Raw genomic sequence first — 14,896 nt, forward strand, 5'->3', positions numbered from 1 at the left:
TTGACTTAGTATTAAAGTCGTGTTAAATTAAAAGCGTTAATTAATTAACAATAAAAACAATATATAAATTTAGGAATGTTACCTATTTTGGGCATAACCTGGACTGATTTGAAGAACACATATGATGTGTGCTATTCAAATTGGTTCAGGTTTTTTATTTCACTAAATGAATTACGTAAAGGGAAGGTGAACCATGATGAAGTATGAACAATTGGCAAAAGACATTATCGAAAATGTCGGTGGGGCAGAAAACGTTAATAGTGTTGTTCATTGTATTACACGTCTTCGTTTTAAATTGAAAGATGAAAGTAAAGCGAATACAGAGGTATTAAATAATATGGAGGGTGTTGTTACCACGAGAAAAAGTGGTGGTCAATACCAGGTAGTAATTGGGAATCATGTTCCAGATGTATATAAAGCAGTAGTGTCGGAAGGTGGCTTCCAAGCTGCACAGCCAGTTGATGCTGAAGGTGGAGAAGAAAAAGGGAGTTTATTCAACCGTTTTATTGATATGATTTCCGGGATCTTTACTCCAATACTCAGTGTATTAGTCGCAGCGGGTATGACGAAAGGTTTTACTGCTTTATTTGTTGCAATTGGCTGGCTTGATATAGAAGGTGGAACCTATCAAATCTTAAACGCCATTGGCGACGGTCTGTTCTACTTCCTGCCAATTCTCTTAGGTTACACGGCTATGAAGAAGTTTGGTGGAACACCGTTCTTAGGATCCGTAATAGCCATGGCTTTGGTATATCCTGCACTTGAGGGAATACCTGGAGCAAATGAACCGCTGTACACCTTATTTGCGGGAACGATGTTTGAATCACCTGTTTATATTGAGTTCTTAGGGATTCCGGTAATTCTGATGACATATTCGATGTCCGTTATTCCAATCATTGTTGCAGCGTTTTTTGCAGCAAAGTTAGAAAGAAGCTTAACTAAAATTATTCCAGATGTAATAAAAACATTTGTTGTTCCAATGCTGACGATGTTAATTATTACTCCCTTAACCTTTATTGTTGTTGGTCCGATTGCAACTTGGGCGAGCCAGTTATTAGGTCAAGCAACAATTTGGGTTTATGATTTAAGTCCAGTTATTGCAGGGGCATTCCTTGGTGGATTGTGGTTAGTGTTTGTTATGTTTGGACTTCATTGGGGACTTGTTCCAATTGCTATCAATAACTTTGCGGTTGGAGGTATAGATCCAATCTTAGCTTTAATATTTGTTCATTCCTTTGCATTAGCTGCTGCTATTCTAGCTATTTGGATAAAAACAAAAAACGAAAAAACTAAATCACTTAGTGCACCAGCTTTAATTTCAGCATTATTCGGTGTAACAGAGCCTGGTATGTATGGGATCACTTTACCGCTAAAAAGACCATTTATTTTCACATTAATTTCATCAGCAATTGGTGGTGTCTTACTAGGGATTTTTGGAACGAAAGGGTATGTAATGGCTGGTCTTGGTGTATTCCAGGTTCCAAGTTTTATTCATCCTGAAGAAGGATTAAATGGGGCATTTTTCGGCGCTATTATTGCTTTAGTGGTCGGATCTGTTTTGGCCTTTGTTTTAACTTATTTCTTTGGCGGTATTAACAAAAATGAGGATACTGGAGCAGGATCTACTCAACCAGTAGCAGTGAAGGGTGCTCAAAACGGAAAAGATCAAGTAATTGGTAGTCCTTTCAACGGAACAGTTAAAAAATTAGCAGATATTGATGATACAGCTTTTGCTTCAGGAGCATTAGGACAAGGTGTCGCAATAGAGCCTGCTGAAGGTAAAGTAGTTTCGCCTGTATCTGGTACGATTTCTGTACTATTTCCTACAAACCATGCAATTGGTATTACATCGGATGATGGGGCAGAGATTTTAATTCATGTTGGGATGGATACGGTCCAATTAGATGGGAAACATTTTACAGCTCATACGGAGCAAGGCAGCCACGTCGAAAAAGGACAATTATTAATTGAATTTGATGGACAAGCAATTAAAGAAGCGGGATATCCATTGACGACACCAGTGGTTGTTACAAACCAAGATCAATTTGAGATATCAACGATTAACGAACAAGAAGTGAAAGCTCAGGATATATTAATCGAGCTGAAAGTAAAATAATCCATGCAATAGGAGGCGTTTCATGATAAGTGAAGCCTATCACTTTATATAAAGATCAATTACTGCTTAACAACTAATGGTTAATAGGAGGAATAAAGAATGGCAAAACAATTTCCGGAAGGGTTTTTATGGGGTGGCGCAACAGCTGCCAATCAATTTGAAGGTGGTTTCCATAAAGGGAATAAAGGGTTAAATATAGCGGACGTACTTCCAGGTGGAAAAGAGCGTTTAGAGATTTTAGGTAATCCAGGATTTGATTTTGAAATTGACCCGAATAAATATTATCCAAACCATGACGCAATTGACTTCTATAATCGTTACAAAGAGGACATTGCATTATTTGCCGAAATGGGCTTTAAAGTTTTCCGTACGTCCATTGCGTGGACAAGAATTTTCCCGAATGGGGACGAGCTTGAGCCAAATGAGGAAGGATTGGCGTTTTATGACCGTGTATTTGATGAATTAATTAAACATGGGATTGAACCGGTCGTAACGATTTCACATTATGAAATGCCTGTACACTTAGTAAAAGAATATGGTGGCTGGAGAAATCGTGAAGTTATTACATTTTTTGAAAGATATGCAGAAGCGATTTTCAACCGTTATAAAGGAAAAGTAAAATACTGGATGACATTTAACGAGATTAATAGCGGTTTAATGATGCCGATAATGGGGCTTGGTTTCGCAATCCAAAAAGAAGCGGATAAATATCAACCTACATTCCAAGCATTCCATCACCAATTTGTTGCAAGTGCAAAGGCGGTCAAATTATGTCGTGAAATAATGCCAGAGGCACAAATTGGCTGCATGATTATTTATGCTCCGGTATATGCTTTCGATAGCAAACCTGAAAATGTAATGCATGCTCTAGAGGAAGAGGAATTATTTAACTACTTCTGTGCAGATGTTCAAGTAAGAGGAGAATATCCAGCATTTATCAACCGATATTTCAAAGAGCATAACATTGAATTAGAAATGGAAGATGGCGACCTAGATATTCTGAAAGAAGGTACGGTAGACTATATCGGCTTTAGCTACTATATGTCTCGCACAGAGAAGAAAGATAAATCGAATGAAGAGGGCATTCAAGGAAATATTATGCAAGGAGTTAAAAACCCATTCCTTCAAGCGAGTGACTGGGGCTGGGAGATTGACCCAGTAGGTTTGCGTATTTCCTTAAATAAGCTGTATGGCAGATATGAAGTGCCTCTATTTATTGTAGAAAATGGATTAGGAGCTTATGACAAAGTGGAAGAAGATGGATCCATTCAGGACGATTACCGAATCGACTACCTTCGTGAACATATGAAACAAATGGGCGAAGCAATTGAAGATGGTGTAGAGCTAATGGGTTACACCAGCTGGGGATGCATTGATTTAGTCAGTGCTTCAACCGGTGAAATGTCCAAGCGTTACGGATTTATCTATGTAGACAAGCATGATGATGGCACTGGAACATTAGAACGTAAACGTAAAAAATCATTTTACTGGTATAAAGATGTTATTGATTCAAATGGTGAGAATCTATAGGTTTACGCGAAGTTAATTGAACTAAATTTAAAAGGGAAAGCGTATCTTCGGATGCCTTTCCTTTTGGCAGATAAGAAAGTTTAAAACTTTCTTGTCTGCATAAGTGCAACTAAGTCATTCGCCCAAAGGCTTGCGAATGCCAAGTTTTCTAAAATAATAGATATGAAAAGGAGACTTAACATGTCAATATTTCCAGAAGGATTCTTATGGGGTGGCGCTTTAGCTGCCAATCAAGTAGAGGGTGCGTATTTAGAAGGCGGGAAAGGTCTAACGACAGTAGATTTAATGCCAACCGGAGAAAAACGCTGGCAGATTGCAATCGGAAAGATAGATTCATTCACACCAGATGAAAATGAATTTTATCCATCACATAAGGCTATTGACTTCTACCATCATTATAAAGAGGATATTGCATTATTTGCCGAAATGGGCTTTAAAGCATTGCGTGTATCCATTTCCTGGGCACGTATTTTTCCGAACGGTAATGATGAAACACCAAATGAGGCTGGATTGCAATTTTATGATGATTTATTCGATGAGTTATTAAAACATAAAATTGAACCGGTCGTTACAATGGCCCACTTTGATGTGCCAGTTCACTTAGTTGAAGCATATGGCAGCTGGAAAAGCAGAGAGCTTGTAGGCTTTTTTGAAACATATGCAAAAACAATCTTCACGAGATATAAGGACAAAGTAAAATACTGGATGACATTCAATGAGATTAATATGCTGTTGCATATGCCGTTTGTTGGTGCTGGACTTGTCTTTAAAGAAGGGGAAAATGAAACACAAATTAAATATCAGGCAGCACACCATCAGCTCATTGCAAGTGCACGTGCTGTAAAAGCATGCCATGAGATTATCCCAGATGCAAAAATTGGCTGTATGCTAGCTGCTGGACAGACGTATCCGTATACATGTAATCCGGATGACATTTACAAGGCGATGGAAAAGGACCGTGAATCATTCTTCTTCATTGATGTTCAGTCACGAGGAGAATATCCAGGCTATGCGAAACGCTTCTTTAAAGACAACAATCTAACAATAGAAATGGAAGACGAAGACGCAGAACTGTTGAAGAATCATACAGTTGACTATATTGGATTCAGTTATTATGCCAGCAGAACGACTAGTACCGATCCGGAGATTTTAAAGGATAAAACAAGTGGAAACGTATTTGGCTCTGTTACAAACCCATATTTAGAAACATCCGAATGGGGCTGGACAATTGATCCAAAAGGGTTCCGCATTACAGCAAACCAATTATATGATCGTTATCAAAAGCCACTATTCGTTGTAGAAAATGGTCTCGGTGCAAATGATGAAATAAATGCTGAGGGTATAATCAACGATGACTACCGAATTGATTATTTGAAACAGCATATTGCTGAAATGGGTCAAGCAATAGAGGATGGAGTCGATATCATTGGCTATACAAGCTGGGGTCCAATTGATATCGTTAGTGCATCCACTGGGGAAATGAAAAAGCGTTACGGCTATATTTATGTTGACCGAGACAATGGAGGAAATGGAACATTAAAGCGTACGAAAAAGAAAAGCTTTGATTGGTATAAAAGTGTGATTGCATCAAATGGTGAAGCATTATAAGTGATTTGTAAGACAAGGGATGGGGAAACCTGTCCTTTTTTCATTTTGTTTAAAAAACCCGCCAATTTCTCGAATATATCCGCCCTCCCTTTTATAGATTATGGTATAAACCTAAGGGAGGATTACGAATGAGTGACTGGCTAAAAAGCTTAAAAACGCCAACACCGCAAAAAGGATATGAGTTGGCGATAAAATTAGCGAGGGAGGGTGTTGTGTATACACAGCCTTCAGCAGAAGTTAGAAAAAAGTTGCGGAAAAAGTATGCGAGAGATGCGGATAGCCTCATCATGGTGTCGGAGGTTATTGCGATTCATTTTCAAACGGTGGCAGCTGCAAATAACTATTGGAAGTAAACAAAAAGAATAGCGGGATTCTGCCAGCAAATTTCGTGTTGGCAGAATCCTTATCTATTTAATTTATACATTTCACGGGCCATTGATTCTAGAATATAAATTACAGGCACTTGCGTCGTTATGTTGGCACCTTCATACCATTCCTCGGTTACATAGTAGGGGATATTTATATCTGATATTTTTGCAATGGTTGAGTGCTTATGATTTGTAATACTAATAATCTTGCTATCTTCTTGTTTAAGCTGGTTCAAATGTGTAACAGTGAAACTATTTTCTCCTGAGACAGATAATGCAATTGTTACACTGTTATAACGTAACTTGGAGTGAATGGGAAAGTGAGGATCTTTAATATACATTGAAAATTTGCCTAGGCTTGAGAGATACCTTGCTCCATACTCAGCAAGAATACCGGAGCTTCCAATTCCAATGAAAATAACACTATCTGCTTGGACAACTAGATTTGCAGCGTCCCTTATATTCTCCTCTATATCCCCTTTTAACGTTCGCTCAAAAAACTCCATAACAGAATGCTGGGAGCCTTTTAGTACTGTCTTTTTATTTCCTTCTAAATGCATTTTAAGCTTTACTTTAAATTCTGAGAAACCCTCACAATTTATCTTTCTGCAAAAACGTAAAATCGTAGCTGTGGATACATGGGTCTCGTCTGCCAGCTCGCGGATTCGCATATATGCGACCTTATCAGCGTTTTGACTAATATAATTGTATAAAGAAGTTTCTAACTCATTAAATGAAGCAATCATGTCCTGTGTAAACATTTGAGGGGATTCTCCTTTTTAAGAGATAATTTGTTAAAGACTATACACTTTCATCTTAACATGTAATAAGTTACATGTCGTTACATTTATGAAACAAATGACTTCTGACGTCAATCCGAACTAGATGCTCAGAGTTTATATACGGCTCTAGGAAATGTAGCTACAATTGAAATATAGTACTTATATTGGATTGCTACATTACCTGGAGGTGCAAAGTGTATGACAAAAGGTATTAAAATTGCAACGATTGGTGGGGGATCGAGTTATACCCCAGAATTAGTAGAAGGATTTATCAAACGATATGATGATTTCCCGGTTAAAGAGTTATGGTTAGTTGATATTGAAGCAGGAAAGGAAAAGTTAGAAATCGTAGGAAACTTAGCGAAAAGGATGATTGACAAAGCAGGTCTTCCAATTGATGTTCATCTTACACTAGATCGAAGAGCAGCGTTAAAGGATGCTGATTTTGTAACAACGCAATTTCGTGTAGGATTACTAGATGCTCGTGCAAAAGATGAAAGCATTCCATTGAAATATGGTGTGCTTGGACAGGAGACGAATGGACCTGGTGGTTTGTTTAAAGGGTTACGTACGATCCCTGTTATTCTGGATATTTGTAAGGATATGGAAGTGTTATGTCCAGATGCATGGTTAATCAACTTTACGAATCCTGCAGGTATGGTAACAGAAGCCGTGTTGCGCTACTCGAACATCAAAAAGGTTGTTGGATTGTGTAATGTGCCGATCGGAATGGAAATGGGCGTTGCCAAATTATTGGATGTCGATCATTCGCGAATCCGAATTGACTTTGCCGGGCTAAATCACATGGTTTATGGGTTAGATGTCTATGTGGATGGAGAAAGTGTAAAGGAAGAAGTTATCAAAAAATTGTCTGATCCAGAAAATAGCAGCTTCGTTAAGAATATAGATGGAATGGGATGGGAGCCTGAGTTTATTCAATCGTTGGATGCGTTGACATGTCCATACCATATGTACTACTACAAATCGAAGGAAATGCTCGATAAAGCGATGGAAAGCTCTAGGGAAGAGGGTACTCGTGCTGAGGTTGTTCAACAGTTGGAGCAAGAATTGTTCGAGCTGTATAAAGATGAAAACCTTAATATCAAACCACCTCAATTAGAAGAACGTGGTGGAGCGTATTATTCGGATGCAGCCGTTCGCTTGATTACATCTATTTATAACGACAAGCGTGCCATTCAACCAGTAAATACGATGAATCGTGGTGCAATTGCTAGTATTCCAGATGAATCAGCAGTTGAAATCAGCTGTGTTATTACAAAGGATGGTCCAATTCCATTAGCGATAGGAGATCTACCCATTGCTGCCCGAGGTCTTGTCCAGCAAATTAAGTCATTTGAACGTATTGCGGCAGAAGCAGCTGTAGAAGGCGATTATAATAAAGCAGTACTTGCTTTAGCGATTAACCCATTAACACCAAGTGACGCAATTGCGAAACAAATTGTAGACGAAATGATGGAGGCGCATAAAGAACACCTTCCTCAATTTTTTCAAAAAGAGAGAGTAGTACAATAAGCTGGTGTTGGCACCTGAGTAAGTGCCAGCATTGACAAGGGTTCTAGCAATACAGATTTCAGCTGAAATCTGTATTGCTTTGTCACGTTAAACTGTTATCTATTCGGATTAATAGTCAAGGAGGGAAGTCATATGATTAAATTAGTATTAACAGATATGGATGGGACGTTCTTGAATAATAGCGGCGATTTTAACAGGGAGCTATATCAGGATGTAAGAAAAATGATGCAAGAAAAAGGTGTTGTTTTCGCTCCCGTTACTGGTAAACAATGTGAACGTGTAGAAGAATTATTTGGTGATGATGCAAAGGATTTATGGATTCTAGGGGATAGTGCAACTCGAATCAAGCATAACGGAGAATTTGTCTATGAATCACTGCTAAGCAATAAATTGGGTCTGGAAATTATTCGCTTGCTTGAGGAAATAAGCCTAGAACATACAGTTATTGCATGTACAAGAGACGGTGCAGTAGTCAAGCAGAACATCCCACTGGAAGAAGCTGCAATTGTCAGAGGTTCGTATGCTCAGGTAAGGCAGGTTGCTGATTTTACTGAAATAAAGGATGACTTTGTTAAAATAACGATTCATGATCCAGCGTTGAATTGTTTTGAGACGAGGGAGAAACTTTCTCCGTTTTTTGAATCGGCATATATTGTTGCTTCTGAAGCAGCCTGGATCGATATTGCGAATGCTAATGTTCATAAAGGGACTACCGTAGAGCATTTACAGCAAATATTAGGTGTAACTCCAGATCAAACAATGGCTTTCGGCGATGGTTACAATGATTTAGAGCTTATGAAACGCGCAACATTTAGCTTTGTTGTTCGAAACGCAGTTCAGGAATTAAAAGACGGTTCTAATTTTATTACTCGCTCGAATGAAGAAGATGCTGTCATGAAAACAATCATTCAACTGTTAGCTTTACAATAAGGGAGTGCGTTAACGGATATGGCGATCAAGCTAATAGCTGTAGATATGGGTGGAACGTTTCTTAATGATCAAATGAAATATGGTGTTGACTTGATGTAAGTTTTGAGTGATCTTATAAGAAAAAGTCACTTTGCTATCAAGTAACAAAGTGACTTTTATTAGGTAGTTATTTGGTTAGGATGCGTTCCAGCGTACAAACACAAATCCAAATTAATTTCTAACAAGATAATCAAAAGCACTTAACGATGCAGTTGCAGCTGATCCCATGGAAATAATAATTTGCTTAAATGGTTCTGTTGTACAGTCACCTGCAGCAAATACGCCTGGGACGTTTGTAGCGCCGCGAGCATCAATTACGATTTCACCAAATTTATTACGTTCAACGGCGTCGCCCAACCAGTCTGTGTTAGGTACAAGCCCGATTTGAACGAATACACCCGATAGTTCAATATGCTTTTCTTCACCTGTCTCACGTTCAACATACGTAATACCGTTTACGTTGTCTGTTCCAGTAATTTCTTTTGTTTGCGCATTTTTAACCACCGTGACATTTGGCAGGCTATGGAGGCGATCTTGAAGCACTGAATCAGCTTTTATTTCTGATGCATATTCAAGCACTGTCACGTGATTCACGATTCCAGCAAGGTCAATGGCTGCTTCCACACCGGAGTTACCGCCACCGATAACAGCTACATCTTTTCCTTCAAATAGTGGACCATCACAGTGCGGGCAGTATGCTACCCCTTTATTCTTAAATTCAGCTTCGCCAGGAACGCCAATATTACGCCAGCGAGCTCCTGTTGCAAGGATAACGGATTTACTCTTCAGAACAGCGCCGTTTGCCAGCTCGATTTCAATCATGTCTTTCTTTTCTAAACGTGCTGCACGCTGTAAGTTCATGACATCGATATTGTAATCTTTAACATGCTCTTCCAGGTTTGCAGCGAGTCTAGGTCCTTCAGTACGGTTTACACTGATGAAGTTTTCGATGCTTGCTGTGTCCAAAATCTGGCCACCGAAGCGCTCTGCAACAATACCCGTTCGGATACCTTTACGTGCTGCATAAATTGCTGCACTTGCTCCACCTGGTCCACCACCGACAACAAGTACATCATATGGGTCTTTATCAGCGAATTCTGATGCGTCTGGACCGCTTCCTAGCTTAGCAAGGATTTCTTCCACAGTCATCCGGCCACCGCCAAATTCTTCCCCGTTTAAGTACACAGTAGGTACTGCCATGATGTTTTTCGCTTCAACTTCTTCTTTATTAGCTGCACCATCAATCATTGTATGGGAGATGCGTGGGTTTAATACACTCATCACGTTCAATGCTTGGACAACTTCTGGACAGTTTTGACAGGTCAGGCTAATGTAAGATTCAAAGTAATAATCTTCATTTATATTTTTGATTTGTTCGATCGCTTTTTCATCAATTTTTGGAGCTCTTCCACTTACTTGAAGTAGTGCGAGCACTAAGGAAGTGAACTCATGTCCGAGCGGGATACCAGCAAACGTGATACCGGTATCTTCACCAATACGGTTGACACTAAAGCTCGGTGTTCTTTCTAACAAGGTGTGTTCAATTTTAATTTTCGATGACATTGCAGCTAACTCTTCTACCAACGTCAGCATGTCACGGGAGATATCATCCGATCCAGTGCTAACTTTGAGAAGTACGTCACCCTCCATCATTTGAAGGTACTGCGCTAATTGTGCTTTAATATCCGCATCTAGTAACATTGACTCTACTCCTTATATTAAATGTTCAAAAAGAGGATGAAAAGGACCGAAAGACTGTCCTTTTCACCAGATTTTTAAACTACCTATTATATTTTTCCTACAAGATCAAGGCTTGGTTTAAGTGTTTCAGAACCCTCTTCCCATTTAGCTGGGCAAACTTCACCAGGATTGTTACGTACGTATTGTGCTGCTTTAATTTTTCCAACAAGTGTGCTGGCGTCACGGCCGATACCGTCAGCGTTAATTTCTGCTGCTTGTACTACACCATCTGGATCAATGATGAATGTACCACGTTGTGCAAGACCTGCTTCTTCATCTAGTACATCAAAGCCGCGGGAGATTTTTTGTGAAGGGTCACCGATCATAATGTATTCAAGTTTGCTGATTGCATCTGAATGATCGTGCCATGCTTTATGTGTGAAATGTGTGTCAGTTGATACAGAATATACTTCAACACCTAATTTTTTCAATTCTGCGTAGTGGTTTTGCAGGTCTTCAAGCTCTGTTGGGCAAACGAAAGTAAAGTCCGCTGGATAGAAGCAAACAACACTCCACCCACCTTTCATATTTTCATCGGTAATTTCGATAAATTCTCCGTTACCGCTATTGTATGCTGATGCTTTAAATGGCTGTATTTCTTTTCCGATTAGAGACATGTATATGTTCCTCCTGTTTTTATACTATTTAGAATAATATAGTTACATTTTATAACGACGAAAATTGGTGTTGTCGGTTAACTATAATAATTCTAATGCAACACTCATTATTGTATAGAATATACCTGTTGTCAATGTTTAACCAGGTAATTTGCGAAATTATTCACAAATACATTGAAGTACTGTAATTATAGCATAGATCATTTTTCGAGATACTTTATAAAGAGCTATTTTATTAACTTCTTTACTCAAACAGAATTCAATACATTCCTATTGTGTACTTGTGTTACAATCAAATTAATATCAAAAAAAGCGGGCGAGACTGTTGAATATTAAATTGACCAACAAAAAAATTGAAGATATGTGCGGAATGGTCTCCTATAAAAAAGGGGACTCTTTTTATCGATCGAATAAAGTTACGTTGAAAACCTATACGCATGAGAGGTGCGAAGCAATTGTTACGGGGGCAGAAGATTTTTATGTGACGGTTGAACAAGCGGATCATCAAACATTGAAAGCCACTTGCAGCTGTCCGTCTTTAGCATCGTATACGAAGGATTGTCAGCATGTTGCAGCTGTTTTGCTTGCTATTCAACATGAACAGCGAAAAGGAACTGCGCCAGGAAAGGCATTCGAAAGTCGAGAGAATCAAGCGCTGGCAGATGACCTTGTGAAAATTTTTGATAACCATTCCATCCGTTCAAGCGCACACCAACGGCATTTTGAAAATCGGGAAGTCCTGCCGCTCCATTTCACATGCAAGCTTATCACCATGAATGAAGATCAGCAGCTGTTTGGCATGGAAGTTCGGGTTGGCTCAACAACAGTACGTAATATTCGAGCTTTTTTGCAGCAAATTAGAGAAGGAAAGCCTTTTGCTCTATCGAAAATGTTCACGTTTGACCCGGAAATGCATTGCTTTATGCCTGACATGGACGCCGTTTTGCAGGAGCTTTACCAAGTGATTCGTGATGAAAAGGAAGAGTCAGATACAACCTGGAATTATGAGAATAAGCCGATTGGTAAGGATGTCTTACCTCTTCCGCCATCTGCCTGGGAACGGTTAGTAACGTTGCTGCAAGATATATCAGATGTGACGATTATGGTTCAAGGAAAAAGCTTTAAGGGAATCCATCTTTCAAAAGCTATGCTGCCATTGCAGTTTGATTTTGCACCAGCAGACCAGCAAGACTATACATTAACTGTGAAAGGAATGGAACGTTTAACATTGCTCCATGCCTATCGGAATGTATTTGTATCTGGCAAATTGACACCGTTAGGAAGAGATGCTTATCAATCACTCACAAACTTAAAGCGTATGCTGGATACAGCTGGAACAAATCAAATCCCTATCCCAGAGCATCAAGCAGGTTTTATTGTCGATAAGGTAGCACCGGGATTGAAGAAAATCGGAACGGTCCATTTGTCTGGAGATATTAGCAATCACTTAGTAAAAACACCATTAACGGCAAAGTTATATTTAGACAGATTGAAAAATCGTTTGCTTGCTAGTCTCGAGTTCCAGTATGAAAATAATGTGCTCAATCCATTAGATAAAGATGGACTCCGTGATAGCTCGTTTGTTGTTCGGGATGTAGAAAAGGAAAATGAGATTTTGGAGCTGATGGAAGCAGGTCAGTTTGCTACGACAGACGGTGGTTACTTCCTCCATAATGAAGAGCTCGAATATGAATTTTTACATTATATTCTTCCAAAGCTGCAAAAGCTTGTAAACGTGTACGCCACAACGGCTATTCGACTTCGGGTTATGAAGGCACCGGTTCCCCCAAGGATAAAAGTGAAGGCTAAAAAGGACCGGGTCAACTGGCTGGAATTTAAGTTTGAGATGGAAGGATTTCCTGAGAAGGATATTAGGGAGATTTTAGTTGCTTTGGAAGAAAAGCGAAAATATTATCGCTTGCGAGATGGGGCGCTTTTATCACTTGAAACGAGAGAGTTTAAAGAGATTCAGCGTTTCTTACATGCTGTACCAATGCAAGAAGAGGAAGATTTGGAAAAAGGTATTCAAGTTCCGGTTATTCAAGGACTCCGCTTGCTTGATACTACAGCAGATACCGTGTTTTCACTTGAAGCGTCATTCCGAACATTTTTACAGCAGATTGAAAATCCGGTTTTAGATAAATTTCCGGTTCCGAAAAATTTGCAGCATGTGCTACGAGATTATCAACGAATCGGTTTTCAGTGGATGAAGACATTGGCAAGCTTCGGATTTGGCGGGATTCTTGCTGATGATATGGGACTTGGGAAAACATTGCAAAGCATCACGTTTATTCAGTCAGAGCTTGCGGTTATTCGGAAGAAAAATATTCCTGTTTTAATTGTCTGTCCGGCATCGTTAACGTATAACTGGCTGAATGAAATAGAAAAATTTACGCCAAACATCCAAGCGACAATTCTTGATGGAACGAAGGAAGAACGTCAGAAAATAAAAAAATGGGTGATGGATAGTGATGTTGTCGTTGCTTCTTACCCGCTATTACGGAGTGAGGTCCAGTGGTTTAAGAGGCAAACCTTTCATACGGTGTTTTTCGATGAGGCTCAAGCATTTAAGAACCCGATGACCCAGACTGCTAGAGCGGTGAAGAAACTGCAGGCGGATTATCGTTTTGCACTAACTGGTACACCAATCGAAAATGCATTAGAAGAACTGTGGTCAATTTTCCATGTTGTTTTTCCAGATTTATTCCGTAGTCTAAAGGAATACAGCAACCTGAATCGAAAACAAATTGCCCGCCGAATACGTCCGTTTCTCCTCCGTCGGGTAAAAGAGGATGTGCTCACAGAGCTGCCGGAGAAAGTGGAATGGATCGAAACAGTAGAATTGTTGCCGGAGCAGAAGAAGCTATATGGTGCTTATCTAGCAAAACTGCGTCACGAAACATTGAAGCATTTGGATAAAGACACGATACGAAAGAACCGGATTCGTATTTTAGCGGGCTTAACGCGACTGCGCCAGATTTGCTGCCACCCCGATTTATTTGTTGAAGGTTATGAAGGGAAATCAGCTAAATTTGAAAAGCTAAAACAGTTGTTAGAAGAGTCCAGGCTTGCAGGTAGAAGGGTACTTATTTTTTCCCAGTTTACGAAAATGCTTGCGCTTATCGGACGAGAGCTTACGAAACAGGGTGTAGACTACTTTTACCTTGATGGTCAGACACCATCTGCAGAACGAATAGAACGTGTGAATCGATTTAACCAAGGAGAACGTAATCTATTCCTGATTTCCTTAAAAGCAGGTGGGACAGGGCTTAATTTGACAGGTGCCGACACCGTAATTCTATACGATTTATGGTGGAATCCAGCCGTCGAAGAGCAAGCTGCGGACCGTGCACATCGGATTGGACAGGAGCATGAGGTGCAGGTTATCAAGCTCGTCGCAAAAGGTACGGTTGAGGAAAAAATGAATGAGCTGCAGGAGCAAAAAAGGAGTCTCATTGAAGAAATGATTGATCCACAAAATAAGTCTGTGACATCTCTTACAGAGGAAGATATTCGGGAGATTTTGATGTTGTGAGTTTGGATGTGTTCAGTGCTTTGCTTAAGTACTATTTAATAAAGACAAGTAATTTTGTCTTAAATGTAATTGGTTTTTCAAGATAATTGAGTAGGATA

10 protein-coding genes are annotated in these 14,896 nt (G+C 39.5%); 7 read left to right on the forward strand and 3 right to left on the reverse strand.

The features are described from left to right. Positions 1-196: 196 nt before the first annotated feature. The 4 genes from D1B32_RS00550 to D1B32_RS00565 all read left to right on the forward strand — a co-directional run bounded on the left by D1B32_RS00550 (position 197) and on the right by D1B32_RS00565 (position 5,607). Entirely contained in the window at positions 197-2,116 is a 1,920-nt protein-coding gene (locus D1B32_RS00550; RefSeq protein ID WP_118888599.1) for a beta-glucoside-specific PTS transporter subunit IIABC, read from the forward strand. A gap of 99 nt (positions 2,117-2,215) precedes the next feature. Further along, complete coding sequence (locus tag D1B32_RS00555) at positions 2,216-3,646, forward strand: glycoside hydrolase family 1 protein (protein WP_118888334.1); 1,431 nt, start codon at positions 2,216-2,218, stop codon at positions 3,644-3,646. A 180-nt stretch (positions 3,647-3,826) separates the two neighbouring features. Next, a complete protein-coding gene (locus tag D1B32_RS00560) occupies positions 3,827-5,254 on the forward strand; it encodes a 6-phospho-beta-glucosidase (RefSeq protein WP_168927266.1) in 1,428 nt (475 codons plus the stop codon). Between the two features lie 128 nt (positions 5,255-5,382). Next, on the forward strand, positions 5,383-5,607 hold the full coding sequence (locus D1B32_RS00565) for a hexameric tyrosine-coordinated heme protein (protein ID WP_095310383.1): 225 nt from the start codon (positions 5,383-5,385) through the stop codon (positions 5,605-5,607). A 50-nt stretch (positions 5,608-5,657) separates the two neighbouring features. Here D1B32_RS00565 and D1B32_RS00570 read toward each other — a convergent pair whose 3' ends face one another. Beyond that, on the reverse strand, positions 5,658-6,383 hold the full coding sequence (locus D1B32_RS00570; protein ID WP_095310385.1) for a MurR/RpiR family transcriptional regulator: 726 nt from the start codon (positions 6,381-6,383) through the stop codon (positions 5,658-5,660). 219 nt (positions 6,384-6,602) lie between these two features. On the opposite strand from D1B32_RS00570, the gene D1B32_RS00575 reads away from it, so the two are divergent. Together D1B32_RS00575 and D1B32_RS00580 are read left to right on the forward strand one after the other, a co-directional pair. Next, positions 6,603-7,937, forward strand: coding sequence for a 6-phospho-beta-glucosidase (locus D1B32_RS00575; protein WP_118888336.1), 1,335 nt, complete (start codon positions 6,603-6,605; stop codon positions 7,935-7,937). 132 nt (positions 7,938-8,069) lie between these two features. After that, the gene (locus D1B32_RS00580; RefSeq protein WP_118888337.1) at positions 8,070-8,867 is read left to right on the forward strand and encodes an HAD family hydrolase; all 798 of its coding nucleotides are present in this window, start codon (positions 8,070-8,072) and stop codon (positions 8,865-8,867) included. A gap of 210 nt (positions 8,868-9,077) precedes the next feature. On the opposite strand, the gene ahpF is transcribed toward D1B32_RS00580, so the two are convergent. Further along, the gene (ahpF, locus tag D1B32_RS00585) at positions 9,078-10,607 is read right to left on the reverse strand and encodes an alkyl hydroperoxide reductase subunit F (RefSeq protein WP_118888338.1); all 1,530 of its coding nucleotides are present in this window, start codon (positions 10,605-10,607) and stop codon (positions 9,078-9,080) included. An 86-nt stretch (positions 10,608-10,693) separates the two neighbouring features. After that, positions 10,694-11,263, reverse strand: coding sequence for an alkyl hydroperoxide reductase subunit C (gene ahpC / locus D1B32_RS00590; RefSeq protein ID WP_095310391.1), 570 nt, complete (start codon positions 11,261-11,263; stop codon positions 10,694-10,696). A 325-nt stretch (positions 11,264-11,588) separates the two neighbouring features. Between ahpC and D1B32_RS00595 the strand changes: the two genes are divergently transcribed. Then, on the forward strand, positions 11,589-14,798 hold the full coding sequence (locus tag D1B32_RS00595; RefSeq protein ID WP_118888339.1) for a DEAD/DEAH box helicase: 3,210 nt from the start codon (positions 11,589-11,591) through the stop codon (positions 14,796-14,798). Positions 14,799-14,896: the final 98 nt, after the last annotated feature.

This window comes from Oceanobacillus profundus (assembly GCF_003515705.1).
In the GTDB taxonomy this organism is placed as follows: domain Bacteria; phylum Bacillota; class Bacilli; order Bacillales; family Amphibacillaceae; genus Oceanobacillus; species Oceanobacillus profundus.

Excerpts from the sequence above, each read along its gene's own strand:
- D1B32_RS00550 (WP_118888599.1), top strand. The coding sequence starts at position 197 with ATGAAGTATGAACAATTGGCAAAAGACATTATCGAAAATGTCGGTGGG.
- D1B32_RS00555 (WP_118888334.1), top strand. The coding sequence starts at position 2,216 with ATGGCAAAACAATTTCCGGAAGGGTTTTTATGGGGTGGCGCAACAGCT.
- D1B32_RS00560 (WP_168927266.1), top strand. The coding sequence starts at position 3,827 with ATGTCAATATTTCCAGAAGGATTCTTATGGGGTGGCGCTTTAGCTGCC.
- D1B32_RS00565 (WP_095310383.1), top strand. The coding sequence starts at position 5,383 with ATGAGTGACTGGCTAAAAAGCTTAAAAACGCCAACACCGCAAAAAGGA.
- D1B32_RS00570 (WP_095310385.1), bottom strand. The coding sequence starts at position 6,383 with ATGTTTACACAGGACATGATTGCTTCATTTAATGAGTTAGAAACTTCT.
- D1B32_RS00575 (WP_118888336.1), top strand. The coding sequence starts at position 6,603 with ATGACAAAAGGTATTAAAATTGCAACGATTGGTGGGGGATCGAGTTAT.
- D1B32_RS00580 (WP_118888337.1), top strand. The coding sequence starts at position 8,070 with ATGATTAAATTAGTATTAACAGATATGGATGGGACGTTCTTGAATAAT.
- ahpF (WP_118888338.1), bottom strand. The coding sequence starts at position 10,607 with ATGTTACTAGATGCGGATATTAAAGCACAATTAGCGCAGTACCTTCAA.
- ahpC (WP_095310391.1), bottom strand. The coding sequence starts at position 11,263 with ATGTCTCTAATCGGAAAAGAAATACAGCCATTTAAAGCATCAGCATAC.